The sequence below is a fragment of the Pseudomonas sp. St316 genome (genome assembly GCF_018325905.1).
Lineage (GTDB): Bacteria > Pseudomonadota > Gammaproteobacteria > Pseudomonadales > Pseudomonadaceae > Aquipseudomonas.
Genome location: NZ_AP021901.1, coordinates 2,338,876 through 2,358,269, shown reverse-complemented (window position 1 = coordinate 2,358,269; position 19,394 = coordinate 2,338,876). Strand labels below are relative to the sequence as shown.

Annotated in this window: 20 protein-coding genes and 4 tRNA genes; 11 read left to right on the top strand and 13 right to left on the bottom strand. The window is 50.8% G+C overall.

From position 1 onward, the window contains the following. The first annotated feature begins 241 nt into the window (after positions 1-241). Positions 242-1,099 carry an AraC family transcriptional regulator gene (locus tag KI237_RS10680; protein WP_212799777.1) on the top strand — a complete coding sequence of 286 codons (858 nt, stop codon included), beginning with the start codon at positions 242-244 and terminating at the stop codon, positions 1,097-1,099. Between the two features lie 29 nt (positions 1,100-1,128). Continuing rightward, a complete protein-coding gene (locus KI237_RS10675; RefSeq protein ID WP_212799776.1) occupies positions 1,129-1,344 on the top strand; it encodes a DUF6434 domain-containing protein in 216 nt (71 codons plus the stop codon). A 593-nt stretch (positions 1,345-1,937) separates the two neighbouring features. Here KI237_RS10675 and KI237_RS10665 read toward each other — a convergent pair. Further along, on the bottom strand, positions 1,938-2,138 hold the full coding sequence (locus KI237_RS10665) for a hypothetical protein (protein ID WP_013693816.1): 201 nt from the start codon (positions 2,136-2,138) through the stop codon (positions 1,938-1,940). A 230-nt stretch (positions 2,139-2,368) separates the two neighbouring features. Between KI237_RS10665 and KI237_RS10660 the strand changes: the two genes are divergently transcribed. Next, positions 2,369-2,707 carry a YceK/YidQ family lipoprotein gene (locus KI237_RS10660; RefSeq protein WP_212799775.1) on the top strand — a complete coding sequence of 113 codons (339 nt, stop codon included), beginning with the start codon at positions 2,369-2,371 and terminating at the stop codon, positions 2,705-2,707. Between the two features lie 91 nt (positions 2,708-2,798). On the opposite strand, the gene KI237_RS10655 is transcribed toward KI237_RS10660, so the two are convergent. Together KI237_RS10655 and KI237_RS10650 are read right to left on the bottom strand one after the other, a co-directional pair. Further along, on the bottom strand, positions 2,799-3,344 hold the full coding sequence (locus KI237_RS10655) for a DUF4410 domain-containing protein (RefSeq protein WP_212799774.1): 546 nt from the start codon (positions 3,342-3,344) through the stop codon (positions 2,799-2,801). Between the two features lie 734 nt (positions 3,345-4,078). Beyond that, complete coding sequence (locus KI237_RS10650) at positions 4,079-4,696, bottom strand: hypothetical protein (RefSeq protein WP_212799773.1); 618 nt, start codon at positions 4,694-4,696, stop codon at positions 4,079-4,081. 717 nt (positions 4,697-5,413) lie between these two features. Between KI237_RS10650 and KI237_RS10645 the strand changes: the two genes are divergently transcribed. Further along, positions 5,414-6,499 carry a type I restriction endonuclease gene (locus KI237_RS10645; protein ID WP_212799772.1) on the top strand — a complete coding sequence of 362 codons (1,086 nt, stop codon included), beginning with the start codon at positions 5,414-5,416 and terminating at the stop codon, positions 6,497-6,499. Between the two features lie 319 nt (positions 6,500-6,818). Here KI237_RS10645 and KI237_RS10640 read toward each other — a convergent pair whose 3' ends face one another. Then, the gene (locus KI237_RS10640; RefSeq protein WP_212799771.1) at positions 6,819-7,568 is read right to left on the bottom strand and encodes a hypothetical protein; all 750 of its coding nucleotides are present in this window, start codon (positions 7,566-7,568) and stop codon (positions 6,819-6,821) included. A gap of 175 nt (positions 7,569-7,743) precedes the next feature. Continuing rightward, positions 7,744-8,388, bottom strand: coding sequence for a hypothetical protein (locus tag KI237_RS10635; protein ID WP_212799770.1), 645 nt, complete (start codon positions 8,386-8,388; stop codon positions 7,744-7,746). 204 nt (positions 8,389-8,592) lie between these two features. On the opposite strand from KI237_RS10635, the gene KI237_RS10630 reads away from it, so the two are divergent. From KI237_RS10630 to KI237_RS10605, 6 genes are all read left to right on the top strand, one after another. Then, complete coding sequence (locus KI237_RS10630) at positions 8,593-9,549, top strand: tyrosine-type recombinase/integrase (RefSeq protein ID WP_212799769.1); 957 nt, start codon at positions 8,593-8,595, stop codon at positions 9,547-9,549. Positions 9,550-9,851: 302 nt separating this feature from the next. Then, complete coding sequence (locus tag KI237_RS10625) at positions 9,852-10,121, top strand: hypothetical protein (RefSeq protein WP_103894148.1); 270 nt, start codon at positions 9,852-9,854, stop codon at positions 10,119-10,121. Positions 10,122-10,130: 9 nt separating this feature from the next. Continuing rightward, positions 10,131-10,541, top strand: coding sequence for a hypothetical protein (locus tag KI237_RS10620; protein WP_212799768.1), 411 nt, complete (start codon positions 10,131-10,133; stop codon positions 10,539-10,541). Next, positions 10,541-10,828 carry a hypothetical protein gene (locus KI237_RS10615; protein ID WP_212799767.1) on the top strand — a complete coding sequence of 96 codons (288 nt, stop codon included), beginning with the start codon at positions 10,541-10,543 and terminating at the stop codon, positions 10,826-10,828. The genes KI237_RS10620 and KI237_RS10615 overlap by 1 nt, the downstream gene beginning before the upstream one ends. After that, on the top strand, positions 10,815-12,278 hold the full coding sequence (locus KI237_RS10610) for a DEAD/DEAH box helicase (protein ID WP_212799766.1): 1,464 nt from the start codon (positions 10,815-10,817) through the stop codon (positions 12,276-12,278). Before KI237_RS10615 ends, KI237_RS10610 begins: the two co-directional genes overlap by 14 nt. A 612-nt stretch (positions 12,279-12,890) precedes the next feature. Further along, complete coding sequence (locus KI237_RS10605) at positions 12,891-13,241, top strand: hypothetical protein (RefSeq protein WP_212799765.1); 351 nt, start codon at positions 12,891-12,893, stop codon at positions 13,239-13,241. Positions 13,242-14,146: 905 nt separating this feature from the next. Here KI237_RS10605 and KI237_RS10600 read toward each other — a convergent pair. After that, on the bottom strand, positions 14,147-14,521 hold the full coding sequence (locus KI237_RS10600) for a DUF2513 domain-containing protein (RefSeq protein ID WP_212799764.1): 375 nt from the start codon (positions 14,519-14,521) through the stop codon (positions 14,147-14,149). A gap of 515 nt (positions 14,522-15,036) precedes the next feature. Then, positions 15,037-15,113 (bottom strand) — tRNA-Val (locus KI237_RS10595). 183 nt (positions 15,114-15,296) lie between these two features. On the opposite strand from KI237_RS10595, the gene KI237_RS10590 reads away from it, so the two are divergent. Then, entirely contained in the window at positions 15,297-16,580 is a 1,284-nt protein-coding gene (locus tag KI237_RS10590; RefSeq protein WP_212799763.1) for an NAD(P)/FAD-dependent oxidoreductase, read from the top strand. A 60-nt stretch (positions 16,581-16,640) separates the two neighbouring features. Here KI237_RS10590 and KI237_RS10585 read toward each other — a convergent pair whose 3' ends face one another. The 6 genes from KI237_RS10585 to KI237_RS10560 all read right to left on the bottom strand — a co-directional run bounded on the left by KI237_RS10585 (position 16,641) and on the right by KI237_RS10560 (position 19,389). Beyond that, the gene (locus KI237_RS10585; RefSeq protein ID WP_249410717.1) at positions 16,641-16,799 is read right to left on the bottom strand and encodes a CopG family transcriptional regulator; all 159 of its coding nucleotides are present in this window, start codon (positions 16,797-16,799) and stop codon (positions 16,641-16,643) included. Positions 16,800-16,927: 128 nt separating this feature from the next. Continuing rightward, positions 16,928-17,004 (bottom strand) — tRNA-Asp (locus KI237_RS10580). A gap of 89 nt (positions 17,005-17,093) precedes the next feature. Then, positions 17,094-17,170, bottom strand: a tRNA-Asp gene (locus KI237_RS10575). Positions 17,171-17,228: 58 nt separating this feature from the next. Continuing rightward, positions 17,229-17,304: transfer RNA gene (locus tag KI237_RS10570), tRNA-Val, on the bottom strand. A gap of 103 nt (positions 17,305-17,407) precedes the next feature. Beyond that, positions 17,408-18,181 (bottom strand): SDR family oxidoreductase, encoded by a 774-nt coding sequence (locus KI237_RS10565; protein WP_003203835.1) that lies wholly within the window; start codon positions 18,179-18,181, stop codon positions 17,408-17,410. Beyond that, positions 18,178-19,389 carry an O-succinylhomoserine sulfhydrylase gene (locus KI237_RS10560; RefSeq protein ID WP_212799762.1) on the bottom strand — a complete coding sequence of 404 codons (1,212 nt, stop codon included), beginning with the start codon at positions 19,387-19,389 and terminating at the stop codon, positions 18,178-18,180. Before KI237_RS10560 ends, KI237_RS10565 begins: the two co-directional genes overlap by 4 nt. Positions 19,390-19,394: the final 5 nt, after the last annotated feature.

Below are 19,394 nucleotides of genomic sequence, written 5' to 3'. Positions count from 1 at the left end.
CAGAAAGCAATCCACATTTTTTCAGTAAAAAAGACCGCCCACCTCAAACCTCACAAAACCCAATAGCGTCAATTTGCCATTAACCAAGTGATTTGGCGACTAATTTTCCAGGACTGGGGTCACGGTGCGGATGCGGTAACCGGCGGTTTCAAAAAGGAGTCTAAAGCACAAACCGCAAGAACGATCAAATCCTAGCCCCATCCATTTGATAACGTTGCTTCAGCATTCATGGAGATTCGTCATGCTGAGTATCGAAAGGGCCCTGTGGTATATCGAGCTGGAGCTGGGATCCCATCTCGATCTGGGACGTGTCGCGCGCCATTGCAACATGTCTCCCTTTGCCTTGGCCCGTTTGTTTGCGCTGTCGACGGGCTGGTCGGTGATGCGTTACATCCGCGCACGGCGTTTGAGCCAAGCGGCATTGACCTTGCGTCGAGGTGCGCCGGATATCCTGCAAGTAGCGCTGGATGCTGGCTACGGCTCCCATGAAGCCTTTACACGCGCCTTCTGTGATCTGTTTGGGTTCACTCCAAAGCAGGTGCGTGGGCACGAAGATGAACATCTCTCGCTGGTGGAACCTTTACGTATGAAAGAAAGGAAGCTCATAACACTCTCTGAACCTCGCTTTGAAACTAGAGCAGAGTTTTTCATCGCCGGTCTGGGGAATCGTTTTACCTTTGAGAAGAACGAAGGCATCGTCGGCTTGTGGCAAGCGTTCTCTCCCTACCTGGGACAGGTACCCAATCAGGTAAACAACGGGAGCTATGGCCTGTGCTGTAATCCTGAACCGGATGGTAGTTTTGAGTACATTGCCGGCACCGAGGTGTCCTGCGTAAAAGGTCTTCCTCCGGCTTTTCGGTACTTCAGGGTGCCGCAGCAAAACTATGTCGTGTTTCGGCACCAAGGCCACATCTCGACGATCCATCAGACTTTCTTCACCATTTTCAATCACTGGCTGCCTGAATCCGAATATGAGCTTGCCGACGCGCCTGAGTTCGAAGAGTACAGTCCTGATTTCGAACCCGCCCGAGGGAAGGGTTATGTGGAAGTGTGGATACCGCTTGCAAGACACCGGGCATCCCATGCCATCAATGTATAAATGAGACCACTAAGCATGGAGCCCACACCATGAGTTTTAATTGGCACAGTGATCAGCTCACAAGAAATACGACAGTTTGCAAGAATTACCGAAACACCCAAAACGTCCGCAGATTCATGGTGGAGCACTGCGGCGCGAACTTTAAGTTTGATAGAGGCTTTATGGCCTGGATACGTAATGGCGTACCTAAAACGCTCGGAGAAGCCGTCGATGAGTGGCTGCTGCGCAATCGCGATACCCACTGAACGTCCCATGGGCATCAGGCCAAGCACTCTGGACATTCAAATGGGCGTACACGTGTGCGGCAGGATTAGAACCGGGGATTGAATCGGGAACAGGCCACGATTTGAGCTCACCTGTAATCAACCCGTCTCACCATCGTGGTCTGTCTCTGTTTGCCCCTGACTCGTCTACCGGCGCAGTGGACGACTGAAATTGCGGAGTTGCAGTTTCATAAGTCGGCATCCGTTTAACTACGCAAGGCGTGCTTGCGGTACGCTTACCGAGGATCGCGAGGTGGAGCTACGATGCTGGACTCATTATTGGAATTCGTTCTCGAACCTGTGGTGCGGGCAATTTTTATCCAATCGGTTGGCCGATAGTCAAGCTCATCAGTTGGGGTCGCTACCCGAGTAAAGGTAAAGGTATGTGGTTCAAGGATACGCCCGAGTCGAACTGGACGATGGGATTAGGAATTGCTGCTGTGGTGATTGCGATCATGGTGGCGCTGCACCAGTTCTAAATCCGTAGCCGAGTGAAACCAGGGACAAGACCACGATTTTGGCCCCTTGTAATCGGCCCGTTTTATATCGTGGGTGTGCCCATGTATCCTCACGCCTCAATGAAGAACCCTGCGACTCTCCCCAATCCTGATCCTGTCGAGCGCCCTGTTTAAAGCATCCAAGGCATCGAGCAGGGCTTTCGCCTCAGCCTCCCGACCATCGCCCCAAAGGCGCTCAGCCATTTTGTTCAGTGCCTGGATGGAACGCTCAATGTCAGCAGCCGTCGCTGCTTTGCTTTCCTGAAGTTTCTTGGGCATTGATTAATTGTCCTCGGGCGCGTTGCTTCATCAGCTTCGACGCGAATACATCGCACGGCAGAACGCTATGCAGGGTTCCATACACCTTCCACTGTCGATGCCCCCCAATCCCTGATTTGCCATGTCACGATCATGTTGAATTCACTTGTAAGCTGACCGTTTCCTAACCGTAGCCTGTCCCCGTTTTCGTCCTCGACTACACTTCACATTTTTCGAAAGGAGTCGACTCAATGAATTTCAGAGACATTCTGTTGATACTCGTAGCGGCTGCAGCGTCGGGATGCGGAACGATCACTACAACCTTTCGGGACGATGCCGTGGCCAGCAATAAACTGGCTCGCTGGCACTCCCACTGTGACACGGTACCGCGGGTTTACAGCGGTGCCGTCTTTGATTACTGCACCCTGGACGCGGAACCACGCCAAAGCACAGGTTTTGACGGACACCCTGCTCCAACCCTAATCGTTCTGGACATGGGAGTCTCAGCGGCCACAGATACGCTTTTATTGCCTTACACCCTCTATTTGCAGAACAAGCATGGCGATATCAAGAAAGCCAGTTTCGAGTAATCCGGGGATAGGCCACGATTCTAAATTCATCTGACAGCAGCGTTCATTAGATCGCCCCCCTCGATCACCGACGCCGGTTAGCCGGATTGCATTACTTGGCCTTTGCGCTCTTGATGTCACTGATGATTTTCTGAGAAATAGCCTGAACCTGCTCTTGAGTCATAGCCGACATAACGCCTTCCCAAGCAGACGAGGAGGTGTCATAGGTGCGAGTTCCAATCAGGCGGCCTGATTTCAAATCTGAGTAATCTGCACTGGAATTGACCCACGCATTCCCTACCATGACCCCGGCTCCATAGCGTGCGCCGGGGGTCAGGTAACGGAAATTGGTCACGTTAATCTTGATACCGACACCGTCTTTGCCGTCGAGGCTTGATGCCTGAGCCTCTGTAAGGCTGTAGCCGGCGCGAGTCGCTTCGACTCGCAGGGCGTCATTCCACTCTTGCTTCAAGCGAGGCCAGTCCTCGTTTTGTTGAACCTTGCTATTGCCTTGAAAGTTTACGACCAGGTTTTGCTTGGCTGACTCCTGGATGGCGAGCGTTTCAGTCCCGCCGCTTTTTACAGAGGCAGCGCATCCGCTCAACATCAGAACAGCAATAGCGCAGGACAGCGCAATCGAAAGCTTGGAGGTGTTCATTGAATTTCCATATCCACAAAATCGGTTGAGAGAGGAGTTGCATATCCCCGTCGAGCCAGATGGGCCCAGACGCTGGACGCGCAGAATTTAGCACCATTACTTCGATGCGACGAGCCAAGGGTAGGTCAGCAAAGACTGGGGGCACACCACGATACTACGTACAACGACTTGGCAGTCTCATATTCGTTGGCGCGCAATCAGCCCTTTCAGAGGCGCCTACGGACAGGCGACAGCCTTTCGAGACTGCTTCTTGGTCCACAGAAGACGACCGTTGATTCTTCCCTCAGACCATGACTCGGTAACCAAGGAGCAATTGCCGTTCAGGTTCTCAACGAACGTCCTCGGATAGCCTTCAGGCTCATCTCCACCCAGACGCATCCAATTTGGATCTGGCGAGCTCACTGATTGATAAGGCATGCAAGCGACCAGTGTGACGAGCGAGAGTGCCAAAACCACCTTTTTCATATAAATCCCAATCAATTTGTAGGGGGTCGGCGGACACACTCGTAGATCTCCCATGCCGCGCGGACGGTGACAGAACCTAGGCTGTTCACTTTGGCAGCAGCGGGAAAGGCGGGAAAAGCGGACGGATTTATTTTCTAACACACATGGTTTGGCCATTCGCAGCCCCCGTTTCCCCTCTTCCGCATCAATAGGCGCCTGCATTCATTCCGTTAGCATCAGCGCTGTCGCGAGCTCTAAAGATAATTATCCTCTGCTGCGATGCTTCCTGTTTAGCCTTTGAAAAGCACATTGCACCGGGTACACCACCCATCAGCTGCGCTCCGGTTCATGGGAAAACGCAGGAGCGGATGACTTGTATCGGCAACCGTCAACACCAGTGAGAATTTCGTGTATTGACGCCGAATCTCGTCGGCTGGAACGCTCATGCCCGCCCCACCGATTATTTGAAAAACGCCGCCCGACACCCTGCGGTCGATCTGTAGCCACTCACACTGCCAGCCTGTTACCCACGTGAAGTCTCGAATTTGATATTCGCCGGTGGCGCTTTGGCATTGAGCGAGTTTTTTGCTGGAGAGGTCAAAGACAAAAAATATGGGATTTGGAAAACCGAGCAGTTGAGTATCATCAAGGCTCAGGCCTTCTTTTAGGTTGATGGAGGCTACAAGCGCTTTTGCTCGTCTCTTGCGCCGTATCAAGTGCCATATAGTAAGGAAAAAAATAGAAAAAGAAGCCAGGAAGAGCTGACGTCCTTCGACTGTAAACTTGTCGGGCCAAAACACTATCATGCCCCACAAGAATCCTATCGTCGCAAGCCCCGATACCCAAGCGGCGGGGATCACGATACTGTTAACGAGGCTAGCTCCGAGCGTCCTCAAACAGCTATTCATAACTGCATCCAAGACCATTTTGAGAAGAACTCGTAGGTTATCACTCACAGAGCGCTAACTTATAGGGCTTGGCCCGCAATGCGCGGGTACGCGCCATGAACAGGGCCTCGTTTGCTTGGTTGCACAGGGAACCTCATCGTTGGCCGGCTGATCTCTTCAGCCTTCCAGAGCCATCATCGACGTATGCAAATACGCCCAGAAACGCGGCTAGCTCGCGAGCGAGCTATTTCCGTTGGTTGACCCTTTTTTCGACGACACGACAGCGATTAACAAGCGCCCGTTTTCATACTCGACATAATTACCGGGAACCAGAAAAACACCACGACTCTGAGTTCACCTGTAATCGGCCCGTCTCACAATCGTGGTCTGTCCCGGTTTTTCCGCGCCTTATTCCACCGGGTTACCAAGCCCAGCCGCTGAATGTGCAGCGACATTCATAGCGTAACGCCACAAAAAACCTCCGGCGAGGGGCTTAGCAGAATAGTGATTTTGGTAGAATTTTCAGAACTTTCCTACACAAGGACTATAAGGACGGCTGAGGCATGGCATCGGAGCGTTCTACGTACCTTGATTTTAAACCCTGCCTCGGATGTCCCTATCTCGCTCAAGCTGTTTGAGCATCCAGCGTGGACAAAAATCCAGTATCGAGCGTAGCTAACAAGTAGTAGCGTTAAGCCTCTATTGGCCCATTCGGGAAAATGGCTACGGAGCTAGGAAATGGAATTTATAGAACGCTTGAACGCAATGTCGGCGAAGGTGAATCAGTTAGCATCAACAATCCAAACTGAGGAAGCAACTAAGACCGCTTTTGTAATGCCATTCATTCACACAGTGCTTGGCTATGACGTTTTCGACCCATCCGAAGTCGTGCCCGAATATATATGTGACATAGGTACAAAAAAAGGCGAAAAAATTGACTACGCCATCTTAAAGAATGGCCAGATTCAGATCCTTATCGAGACCAAAAAAATTGGAGAGTCGTTGAATATAAATCACGCTAGCCAGTTATTCAGATACTTCCATGTCACTACCGCCAGAATATCAATCTTAACTAACGGCAGATTCTACAGGTTCTTCACCGACTTAGATGCCCCCAACAAAATGGATGAAAAACCATTTTTGGAGATAGACCTTTTAGATATCGACGAACATGTGATACCAGAGCTGCAGAAGCTCACAAAATCAGCATTTGATGTTGAATCAATCATTAACGCAGCAGGTGAATTAAAGTACGTAGGGCAAATAAAAAGGGAAATGGCCTCTCAGTTCACCCAGCCCGACGACGACTTCGCACGTTTCTTTGCCTCTCGAATCTATGAAGGTGTGATCACTCAAAAAGTAAGAGAGCAGTTCGCGTTACTCACCAAAAAAGCCGCGTCTCAGTTCCTAAACGATCAAATTAACGACCGTTTGAAGTCCGCAATTAGCGGCGTTCCGCTACCGACTCCAGCTGAACGGGTTGTATCCGAGAGCCAGCCCGATACAAATGAAACGCCAGAGGATAGAGTCCTTACTACGATGGAAGAGTTAGAAGGCTTCCATATCATAAAGGCGATAGTGCGTACAGTAATCGACTCCAAACGAATCGCACACCGAGACACCCAGAGCTACTTTGGAATCTTATTAGACGATAACAATCGAAAGCCAATCGCAAGGCTTCACTTCAATAGAACCCAAAAATATCTGGGCGTTTTTGATAAAGACAAGAACGAAACTCGGCACCCTATCAGTTCGCTTGATGAAATTTATGAGTTCTCAGATTCCTTAAAAGAGACAATTACTTTTTATCATGGGCAGGTTTGAAATAAGTAAAACCGGGGAAAACCGGGGACAGACCACGATTATGGGATGCACTAATTTCAGATGAACCCATAATCGTGCTCCGCCCCCTGTTTCCTCGCCCAGAAACGCGGCTAGCTCGCGAGCGAGCTGTTTCCGTTGGTTGACCTTTTTTCGACGACACGACAGCGATTAACAAGTGCTCGTTTTCATACTCGACATAATTACCGGGAATAGAGAAACACCGCAATTCTGAGTTCACCTGTAATCGACCCGTCTCACAATCGTGGTCTGTCCCGGCTTTTCCTGTTTCGCTGCTGAAACAGTACAGGGCATCTAAAATTTATCGAGGCCCGCGAAACTGATGATTTGCATCCCCACTCACGATGGATAAAAAATACTCTTTGAATGCTTTTTCGAAAACACCTGAAACAGGAAATACACTTACAGAAATATCAACAAAGCTGAATTGATAAATTCTATTCAAAACATCACAGACTTTAATCATATATTTGGCAGGATGTTCCTCATCAAAACCCGTAGGAGTAAAACCGTCCAAATATATTTGCTTACAATCGCCTTGTAAATTACGCATCTGCATACTACCTGACAACTGCATAGCAGTTATGACCCACCGATGAATCCCTATTGAATTTTTATAACCCCCATGAGAAAAATCACCCAAAGCAACATAAGTACTCTCCCAAGAATGCAAGCACTCTCCAGTACCTATAATTGAGAATGGCTTAGTTAAATCTCTATTATTGGGAAAAATATCATCATAGAGCTTTGCACCATTATAGAAAACAACCCCCAAATCACGCTCAACCTGCTGAAGGAGCTCATCGAAGTGTTTTTTGTGGGAGGTCAACTCGTTAAATCTCGTCGCACTGCGGCTATGGATTGCTGCGTCCTTCGAAATTTTTGCACTTTGCCAAGCTGCTACCGCCGCAGCAAATGTTCCTATAGCAGAAACTATTCCCACAAAATCGGTCATACTTATTTTGCCAGGGATAATTTTAAAAAAAATACCTCCTGCTATAAACAGTCCAAAACTGACACACCACACTACCCAATCAGGTCCTCGCCGCATTCAATCCCCCTCATTCAAAAACTTTAAAAAGTAGTAACGAGAAAAAGGGACAGTGTATTTTTCTAGCCCGCTGCCAGTTGATCCAAGCAAATCCATTCGATGAAAACTCTCAGCGCAGCGAAGCAAAAATAAATCTATCCCCTTTTCCCTGCGCTCGACGACGTGCTGTGCTTAGTTAGTTCTTGCAGACCACCTGCGGAGCCGCAGCATGCGTCAGCTTTTGGGGAATCACAATCGAAGTGCCAGGCAAAGTGGTAAGTTCGAGAACCGCCAACATGCAAATTAGCGCTGGCTCGCCATCTTTGCTTGGTCTGCCATCCACCCCTACCACCGCTTCGTAGTCTTTCCCTGGTTCCAGCTTGTAAACCAGCGCCTGGCCACCACAGGTCCGATAAGAGCTGCCGTTGCCCGCAATGGTCGCGCCCCGGGTCGCAATCTGGAATGGCAGATCCGTCCTGACGCGATACTCGGTTACGACCTCTTGGTAAGCCCCTTCCCCCATCCGAATGGCAGGGATGTACTGGATAAGACTGGGCCAGACTCTTTTCGGTACGCCAATGCTCGCCGACTTCAGGGGATACTGCGGATAGTTGATGTTCGCTGTCCCGTCCCGCCCGAAACGTCCGGCTTCAGCCATCTTATGCCGGGTAGCAGGAGCACAACTGCCAACGATGCTATCGCCATACACATCGGAGTTCGTGATAACGCGAACACGCGCCATTCCCTCTGATTGAGCAGGCTCTTCGTATGGAACTGAAGGTATTCCAGAGCAACCAGCCAGTGCTATAGAAAGAAAAGTTAGGAAAGTGACAACCCGCATGACCATGTCCTTATGTGCGCAACAAAAAAGGGCCCACCTTTCGGTGAGCCCTTCTAGACCGCCCAGCAGAGCGGATTTTGTTTGGTAGGCGCGATTGGACTCGAACCAACGACCCCCACCATGTCAAGAGCCACCATGCTAGACGTAGAGCTAGGAAGCTCAAGGCCCTGAGAGAACGCCCATTCACATTATGAGGCGTCAACAATGGCTAACATCCGCTCCCTTCCCTCTGGTAACTGGAACGCTCAGGTACGTCTGAAAGGGAAACCTGCTCAGTCCAAAACCTTCCCTACTCAAGCACTGGCCCAAGCATGGGCTGACCAGCTTGAAGCCGTCACCAAGGAACACCAAACCCATACGCTCTACACCTTGGGCATGACCTACTGTGAAACCTTACTCAAGGGTAAGGGTAGCTATGACCATGCAATCAAGATTGTTGACCAGCTCTATGCTGCCTTCCCTCAGTCAATCCATGACATCACCCCTCAGCTAGTCAATGACTTCAAGCTGAAGCGTCTACAGACGGTCAAGCCTGCTACCTGTCGCATTCAGTTAGCGTTCATGTCCCGTTTCTTCAGGTTCGCTAAGCGTGGCCTGCTAATCGACATACACAACCCCGTAAGTGACATAGCCCTACCCAAGCCCGACAAGTCGAGTGACAAGGTAATCAGTGCTGGCGAGCTTAGACAATTGCTCAACAAGCTATCCCCTACCATGGCTCTCATCGTGGAGCTTGCCTATGAAACCGCTATGAGACGATCAGAAATACTCAAGCTCACAACTCACTGTCTTCACCTGGATGAACGAATTGCGGATGTGATTGATGGGAAGAACGGCACTAGATCTGTGCCCCTAACCATCAGAGCCATAGAGTTATTGAAAGAGGCTCAGCGTCTGGCATTAGCAGACCGAGCACATAAAGGAAGACTCTTCACTGTCACGCCTCATAGCGTCTCTCAGGCTGTCAGATTGGCAAGGAACAAAGCAGGCTTAGACAATAGCGTCAGGCTTCACCAGTTAAGACATACACGCATCACCAACGTAGCCAAGAAAGGATTTAACAATGCTCAGATAATGATTGTGTCGGGACATAGGGATACAAGGTCTGTCGCTAGATACTCTCATTTGAATGCTAAGGATGTGCTTCATCTTATTGATTAAAGGCCCTGCAAGCTCATTGGAGCGACGATACATAGCGAGTTCCCATCAACATAGCAATGCAGCCTAATAGCCCCTTCACAGGGGCTTATGGCGACAATGAGTAATGGGATGATGAGTAGCGAGAGTTACCCTTAGAAAATAATTTAGAGAACCGTTGTAGTCTTTCCTCTCAAAATTAAGTAGTAGTATATAGAGGCGTTAAATTTCCACCTGACAAACACCCACTTCTTGAGTCTGAGGGAATGGGCTGTGCTGTCTCTTGAAAAGTAATGCCACAACACGCAATCAATTGAGAGAAAACTATGACTATCACACTGGAAGAGATTATTGCTGTCCAGCACCAAGCATTAAATACGCTACCACGAAAGATTATCTATCTGATGATCCGTAATGGTGAAGACGCGACAGGATGGGCCACAATTTCTAGAGGTTCATTCTCTAGCGCAACTGCACTACCTCGCCGAAGCGTTGACTACGTAACAAAGCACCTAATGAGCGTTGGCCTAATTGAAAGACGCAAATCAGCAGAACATGTTAATGCCACCTACCAATATCGTGTAATCGAAGCTTAAGGAAACCCTATGAAAACCATCACTATGACAGACGTTAATGAGCTTGCTCGACGTACAGGCAACACTCCTATGGGAGTCCTCACAGAATTGATTGAGCAAGGCTATCAACTAACAGAGGAAGCCCCTCAAACAAAAGGTAAACCTCTTAGCTCTGCTAAAGACGCACTCTCACAATGGAAAGAGTCTAAGCAACGTGTAGCTCAGGAAATGTATGCGGGAGACCCTTTGGTTCGACAGCTAATGGACGCTGACAACGCGTCTAAAAGCTTCGCTCCTCAATCCCAGAAAAGCATCCTTCAGCGTGATGAACAAGGTAACGTGACAGGCACCTCTAAGAGCATGCTCACAGGCGCCACAATGAAAGAGCAAGCTGAGCTAATGGCCGCTATCCGTGCCACTTACAAACAAGGAGAGAACTAATGGGCAATACTTATCTAACAGAAGCTGAACAGCGAGCACTACAAGAACGACGCTCTGAGCTAGGAGCAATGGACTGTAGCATTGAACAGAAGAACCGACTCATCACAGGTATACGGGACTACAAGTTTGTCGAATATGGGATGAGCCAGTACGGCTACTATCAGGTTCTGAAAATCAAGGGAAACAAAATACCTCACGAGCTAACAGGTAATTTCACTCATCCGAGTTACATCATCAAACTAGTAGACAGCCTACTTAAAGAAGGAAAACTGATTGAGCCTAAGTGAGTCAAGGGTCATATACGTAGCAGAGGCCACACCGGGTACAGGCAAGACAGAACAATTCATCAGAGAGCTAGACTACGATCCCTACAAACGCTATCTCTATGCTGTACCTACCAAGGTACTGTCAAAAGATGTCGTTAAGCGTATCCAAGCAATTGGCATCAATCACATTTGCGTAATCAATAGTGACACCCACAAGCATGTCACTGACACCGTAGAATGTACGCTCCTAGAAGATGACCCCAAGGTTCTTATCATCACGCACAAGACCTTACTAGACCTTGATCCTTGCTACCTGCAAGATTGGATTGTGGTCATTGATGAAGTCCCATCTGTCGCTAACAATCTCACCCGAGATATTGGCGACCACGCCTATACAAACTTCCTAGAAAAATTCATTGAAATTGATAGCGTCTCGACAAAAGCATCTATCAAGCAAGGAATGACCAAGGAAGCACGAGCGATCTATTCAGATGTAATCGATGACAAGGGAATGTCAACAATCACCACTTGCTTAGGAGCATTGCTCAGGGGCAAAGCGGATGTATTCATTAAGGAATATCTGAGCAAGAAGGAAAGCAAGTGGAAGTGGCAAGTTAGAGTGATTGATTACTTTGACTTGAGTGGGATCTATGAGCACGCCTCTGAGACACACATCCTCGGAGCTAACGTTACAGGCACCCTTGCATATCAACATGCCCTCACCAAGGGCTATACCATTGCAGAGTCTAAATTCACACCAGAATACAGACGCTATAAATTTGAGAGCTACATCTACCCATTGATTGGGGGCAGCAAGGTTAGCAAGACCATGCTCCTTACGCTCCCTGATGGGGCTGTAGCTGAAGACTGGAGCGATAGTGTCTACGGGCATACGCTGTTACGTGATGCTATAGAGTTCGTGCAAGGCGAACCCATCCTTGTACAAGTTCATGAGTGGTGCAAGTACCCATTTGACGACCATCCTAATGTAATACGCATTCCCTTTGATGCAAGGGGTTTGAATGGCTATTCAGACGTACACCACACACTTTCGTTGATTCATGGTAACCCTAACCCTATTGATGACCAGAACAACTCTGAGATGCTGGAGAAGATGGATATCTCTTCGATTTTAGGTAAACAAGCCTTGCGTAATGAACGCTACAGAGAGCTGATATTTCAAGCTGCTACACGTAGCAGTATCAGGACCTTCAGCAACGATAGGCCTACAGTTCACTTTGTACCTACAGAGGAATCAGCACGACACCTAGCATTTGACCTTAGGGGTAACCATCTAATCCTAAAAGACCTTACTCGACCAGCTCCACTCACAAGTTCAAGAAGCAAGCAAGAAGACAACATTTTGATTGCTAAAGAATTGTCATCAGAAGGTTTATCAGCAAGGAAAATTGCTAGCTTAATGGGAGTCAGCAATAGAACCGTGAGCTTGTGGCTAAAGCAGACTGTGTAATTTTCCTTAAAGATACTCTAAGAGATTTTACACACTTTTAGCCTTAGAAGTTCAAGAGCAACGTCGGCACAGCCGACAAAGAGCACGCATTAAAGAGAGAATCAAAAGCAAAGCGCCTATTAGTGCATCGCTCTTGATCTTCTTTATGCGTATGCCACTACGTGGCGTGCTCTTGCTTTTGCTTCTGCTCCTGTCACGCAGTGACATTAAGACATACATTCCAATGGATAACAAGAATGTCAGATTTAGACACAATCAGAATACTTAGCTTCACCTCATTCGCAATCAAAAATATAGTTATTTCTAGAGGCTTAGCCAAAGAGATAGTTCATAATCGCAATGACCATCAAGCGCTATACAATATTTCTCTTAACAATCGCCTCACCTTACAAGCCGTAGGTTATATCTCGCGATGCGACCTAAAAGAAATTCAGGAAGCGCCAGCAATCAGACAGTGACTTACCTTCTAACCCTCCTGCTATGCCTTCAATACACTCAGCTATTAATCTTACAGATAATGCAAAACTACAGCATTCTAGCCATAGCCCTAAACATCATCTGCTATTCACTCACCTTAATAATCACAATCAAACACACAAGACAGAGAGCACCATGAACCTTACAGAGAAAGACAAGACCGAATACATTGAGACCAACTCACACTGTGACCTGGCTAAACGCTTAGGCGTAACCATGCTCACCTTAGATACTTACGCTGAAGAGCAGGGATGGAAAGAGGAACACCGTATTTACTGGCATGATAAGTCGATTGAGATATTAAAACAGGAACTTGTCAACGGGAATATAGCAGCGGTTAAGGAGATGCTTAAGGTAACTGGTAGCGCAAGACCAGTAGGACGCCCAAGGAAAACAGACGTAGAGCGTGAAGTAGCGATTAGCAAGCGGATTGCTGACGAGTATGAAGCTGACGTGCAAAGACTCAGTCTTGTGAGCGGCAAATAGAATAATTATTTATTAAAACAGAGGGGATGTAATGGTGCCCAACGCTACTGACCAGATTAGTGATACTTTCTAGCAAGGTAGAATCTTAGCAGCGCCATTATAATAAATCGGACAATCAAAGCTACAGCCACAAGAATCAAAGCACCTATGATCTTGCCCTTGAATACCGCTATACACAACGCAGAAATCAAGACAGAAGTCATGAGCACATTACATAGCAAACCAATGGGGTGATACAACGCAGTCATTTTTATCATTGAGGTCAAGCGTGACTGATCGCTATCCATTGCAGCCATCCATTTTGATATAGCTATGACATAGAGTGCCTTACGCTCGGTTCTAGGTACTCACCTAGTGCCCCTTAGGGGTGCTCAATGTGTTACCACATTGGCCGTTCTTCACAGGGGCTAGCGCCTTCTGTGCCTGATAGTTCAGCTACCAGTAATCTGCCCTCCTAACCACGCCAGAAGGGGTAAGCGCTCCACCTATGAGGGTGGCACCTCGGCCTGTCTACTAACCACCGGCTCGGTCTTCTGAGCGTTCACACCATCACTACACCATTGAAGGTTCGCTATGACGCTACTGACGTTGAAGCGTCTCACTCTCTGAGACGTACAGTTCAGCATCTACTAGGCCCGTTTGCCTAAGAGCATATTTATACGCTTGCCTATAACTGAAAGTCAAGACCTAGCCTCGCTGAACTTGACATGTCATAGCTGCCAACGCTCGTGTTGATGCCCCAGCATTCTTTGCTTGGGTTATATAGCCCGCTACACAATCACGAAACGGCATGCTAATAGCGTATGAGAGAATCAAAGCAGAAAAAACAATTGAAGCTGCAATCCATTTCATTTGAAATTTATCCCGCTCTGAGAATAAGTGAATTCGCACTCGCGACACACACGCTATTGCGGCAATCCAAGCTTATCTTTTGCCATTAGAATAAGTAGGTCTTTGACTATCTCAAATGTCAATACACCAGATTTTTCAACGCAGACAGACTTAGCTTTAGCCCAAACTTTATTATCTCTGGCAGCATCTAGAAACTCGTGCCCCTTCCAGGTCATGGAAAATGGATAGACCTTTATAACTCTAGTAGGTGTAGTGCTAGAGTAGGTTTTTTCGCAGCGCAGCAATCCAGCTTCGTCCATGAGCAATAAATGATAGTTAATTTTAGACTGAGCATGGCCGTCTAAAGATAGCTCCTTATCCATAGCGTCATTATCTTTTTCTTCGTAATGGATAAGAATTTCACGAACAAGATCTAGATCACGTTTCATAGGAACCTCTGCTATTTTCTAAATGGATAGCAGAAAGCCAGCATTTTTGCTAGAAATTGATGAGCCACATTGCATACATAAGCACCCCACCCCCAACCCCCTTCCCCACCCCGTTAAACAAACCCTTACAGGAATTCCTACAGGCCCATTCAAGGCGTTCATGATTCAACACATAGCGTTGGGGTGTAGAGCGTGGCCGATATGCGTCTATCGCCTCACAGCAGGCACGTAGCTCAGTTGGTTAGAAAGCCTGCCCTTGTGAGGGACGAACAACGGGCAAGGGAGTGAGCTTGCGAACGTACCACCACCTAGACAAGAAAGGGCTCAAGCCTTACGCATCAATAGGTTAGGTATGGTCATTCACGATTCTGAGTGTGAACAGAGGCAGGCATGAATCCACGTTCACATTGCCTTGTGTGAACGAAGCCTATAATTTGTGAACGTTTTCTTAGGCAAAGAAAAAGGGGAACCCTTTCGGATTCCCCCTCACACCGCCCAGCAGAGCGGATTTTGTTTGGTAGGCGCGATTGGACTCGAACCAACGACCCCCACCATGTCAAGGTGGTGCTCTAACCAACTGAGCTACGTGCCTGCTGTGAGGCGGCATTCTACGGAATTCCAAAGGGGTGTCAACACCTTTTTTTCACCTAACCCTATGAATATGCAAAATATTTAATTTCGCCAAGGCAACGAAGATTTGGGGGTGGCTGGCGGCCGATTTTTATCTCGGGTAGGATCGCTGCATTCGTAAAAAATATAAAACAGAGGTTGCAGAATGGCGAACACATCCTATCCAGCGTCCTATTACGCCGCGTCGGCCAACCCGGTTCCTCCGCGCCCTGCCCTGCAGGATGACGTCGAGACGGATGTTTGCGTGATCGGCGCTGGTTATACCGGCCTGTCCTCTGCGTTGTTTTTGCTGGAGAACGGTTTCAAGGTCACCGTGCTTGAGGCGGCGAAGGTCGGCTTTGGGGCTTCGGGTCGTAACGGCGGGCAGATCGTTAACAGTTATAGCCGCGACATTGATGTGATCGAGCGTAGCGTCGGCCCGCAGCAAGCGCAGTTGCTGGGCAACATGGCGTTCGAGGGTGGACGGATCATTCGCGAGCGGGTGGCGAAATATCAGATTCAATGTGATTTGAAGGACGGCGGTGTATTCGCCGCCCTCACCGCTAAACAGATGGGCCACCTGGAGTCGCAGAAGCGTTTATGGGAGCGTTTCGGGCATACCCAGTTGGAGTTGCTCGATCAGCGGCGTATTCGCGAGGTGGTGGCTTGCGATGAGTATGTGGGCGGCATGCTCGATATGAGCGGCGGGCATATTCATCCACTCAACCTGGCCTTGGGCGAAGCCGCGGCTGTGGAGTCCCTTGGCGGGGTGATTTATGAGCAGTCGCCGGCGGTACGCATCGAGCGTGGCGCCAGTCCCGTTGTGCATACGCCGCAAGGCAAGGTCAGGGCCAAGTTCATTATCGTCGCGGGCAATGCCTACCTGGGCAATCTGGTGCCGGAGTTGGCGGCCAAGTCGATGCCTTGCGGCACGCAGGTGATCGCCACCGCGCCGCTGGGCGATGAACTGGCTCATAGCCTGCTGCCTCAGGATTATTGCGTCGAAGACTGCAACTATCTGCTCGATTACTACCGGCTGACGGGTGACAAGCGCCTGATCTTCGGCGGCGGCGTGGTGTATGGCGCGAGGGATCCGGCGAACATTGAGGCGATCATTCGTCCGAAGATGCTCAAGGCCTTCCCGCAGCTCAAGGACGTGAAGATCGATTACGCCTGGACCGGAAATTTCCTGCTGACGCTGTCGCGGCTTCCGCAGGTCGGGCGGCTGGGGGATAACATTTATTATTCCCAGGGCTGCAGCGGCCATGGCGTGACGTATACGCACCTGGCGGGCAAGGTGCTGGCTGAGGCGCTGCGTGGCCAGGCAGAGCGTTTTGATGCGTTTGCCGACCTGCCCCACTACCCTTTCCCTGGCGGTCAGTTGTTGCGTACGCCGTTTGCGGCGATGGGGGCTTGGTATTACGGGTTGCGGGATAAATTGGGGTTCTGAAGCCGCCAACAACAAGGGCTGCTACGCAGCCCAGCGGGAGCAAGCTCCCTCGCCACGGACTTATTCCAATCCGAGACTTTCAACCCAGGCCTGAACAGCCTGATGATCAATCACGCGACCAGCACCAACATCGGCCAATGCTTCGCGGGTCAGACGACTCCGCTTCTCTTGAGTTTTGATGTCATCAGGGACTGTCTCGGCCAACTCGTCTCGATTCATCAGAAAAACTCCAAACCACAAAAACAAAAAACCCCGGTCTTTCGACCAGGGTTTTTGCTATCGACTAGAAGATAGCTTTTCAGCCTTCTTCCTAGCTTCAAGGCGTTCAGTGGGCCTCGAAGCAGATATGGCGCAGCGGACGGGACTCGAACCCGCGACCCCCGGCGTGACAGGCCGGTATTCTAACCGACTGAACTACCGCTGCGTATCGCTATGGACTTGCGTCCAGTTAACTCGTCTGATCAAAACCCTTGGGTTTGGATCTCGAACCAGGCGAACCTGTTTCGGAAAATATGGCGCAGCGGACGGGACTCGAACCCGCGACCCCCGGCGTGACAGGCCGGTATTCTAACCGACTGAACTACCGCTGCGCGTCGGTGGAGGCTTTTGACAGCTTCCGTCTTGCTTTCACAAGACTCTCGTAAAACATGGTGGGTGATGACGGGATCGAACCGCCGACATTCTGCTTGTAAGGCAGACGCTCTCCCAGCTGAGCTAATCACCCTTTGCTTCGTTGAGGCCGCGAAATTTACGCAGGTACCGAAGCTAAGTCAATAGCAGGGTTGAAGTTTTTTCAAAACAGTTTCAAACGGCACCCACAACTGCACTTACGTATAAATCATTTTCTTGGTCATGCCGCCGTCCACGACGAACTCCTGCCCCGTGACAAAACCGGCATTGCGCGACAACAGCCACGCCACCATCGCCGCCACGTCCTCTACCGTGCCTACCCTGCCCGCTGGATGCTGGGCATGATCGGCGTCGGTCAGCGGCTGCGCACGACGCTGGGAGGGATCGCGCGCGTCGATCCAGCCAGGGCTGACGGCGTTGACCCGGATCTCCGGCCCGAGGCTGATTGCCAGGGCATGAGTCAGGGCCAGCAAGCCGCCCTTGCTCGCAGCATAGGCTTCGGTGTCGGGTTCCGATTGCGCGGCGCGGGTCGAGGCCAGGTTGACGATGGCGCCGTTGTGGGCGCGCAGATACGGCGCGCAGTGCTTGGCCAGCAGCATCGGCCCACCCAGGTTCACCGCCAGGACCCGATTCCAATAAGCCAGGTCCAGGCTTTCCAGGGTGATGTTGTGCGGATCGGCGATGGCTGCGTTGCACACCAGCGCGTCGAGCCGCCCGAACTGCCCAAGCACCTCGGCAATACCGGTGGCGACCTGCGCCTCGTCCGCCACATCCATGGCGATGAACCAGGCATTGTCACCCAGGGTCTTCGCCACCTTGGAACCGCGTTCGCGGTCCAGATCGGTCAGCACCACCTGCCAGCCTTCACAGATCAACCAGGCAGCGATGCCCAGGCCGATACCCCGTGCGGCGCCCGTAACCAGGGCAACCCGGCCATGAGTGCCGCTCGGCGGCGTAGCCAGCTCGATCACAAGGCCGCCAACCCGCGGGCCAGGTCGGCTTGCAGATCGGCCACGTCTTCCAGCCCGACCGCAACGCGGATCAAGCTGTCACGAATACCCGCCGATTCACGCTCCTGGGGCGACAGGCGACCGTGGGACGTGGTGCTCGGATGGGTGATGGTGGTCTTGCTGTCGCCCAGGTTGGCGGTGATGGAAATCAACCGGGTCGCATCGATGAAGCGCCAGGCGCCCTCCTTGCCCCCCTTGACCTCAAAGCTCACCACCGCGCCGAAACCGCGCTGCTGACGCAAGGCCAGGTCATGTTGCGGATGGCTCTTGAGGCCGGCGTAATGCACCTTCTCGATGCCGTCCTGCTGCTCCAGCCACTCGGCCAGGGCTTGGGCATTGGCGCAATGGGCTTTCATGCGCAGGCCGAGGGTTTCCAGGCCCTTGAGGAAGATCCAGGCGTTGAACGGGCTGAGGGTGGGGCCCGCGGTGCGCAAAAAGCCCACCACTTCCTTCATCTGCTCGCTACGACCGGCTACCACGCCACCCATGCAACGGCCCTGGCCGTCGATGAACTTGGTCGCCGAATGCACCACCACATCCGCACCCAACTTCAGCGGTTGTTGCAGCGCCGGGGTGCAGAAGCAGTTATCGACCACCAGCATGGCGCCCTTGGCGTGGGCGATTTCCGCCAACGCGGCGATGTCCACCAGTTCGGCGAGCGGGTTAGAGGGAGATTCAACAAAGAGCAGCTTGGTATTGGCCTTGATGGCCGCATCCCAACCGGACAGGTCCGCCAGGGGTACGTAATCGACTTCCACGCCAAAGCGCTTGAAGTACTTTTCGAACAGGCTGATGGTCGAACCGAAGACGCTGCGTGACACCAGCACGTGGTCGCCAGCGCTGCACAGGCTCATCACCACGGCCATGATCGCGGCCATGCCGGTGGCGGTCGCCACGGCTTGTTCGGCGCCTTCCAGGGCGGCGATGCGCTCCTCGAAAGCCCGCACGGTCGGGTTGGTGTAGCGCGAGTACACGTTGCCCGGCACTTCACCGGCAAACCGTGCGGCTGCATCGGCAGCGGTGCGGAACACGTAACTGGAGGTAAAGAACATCGGATCACCGTGCTCGGCTTCCGGTGTACGGTGCTGACCCGCGCGAACCGCCAGGGTATCGAACGCTACGCCTTCAAGGTCGCTGTCCAGCCGACCGGCATCCCAATCCTGACTCATGCTGC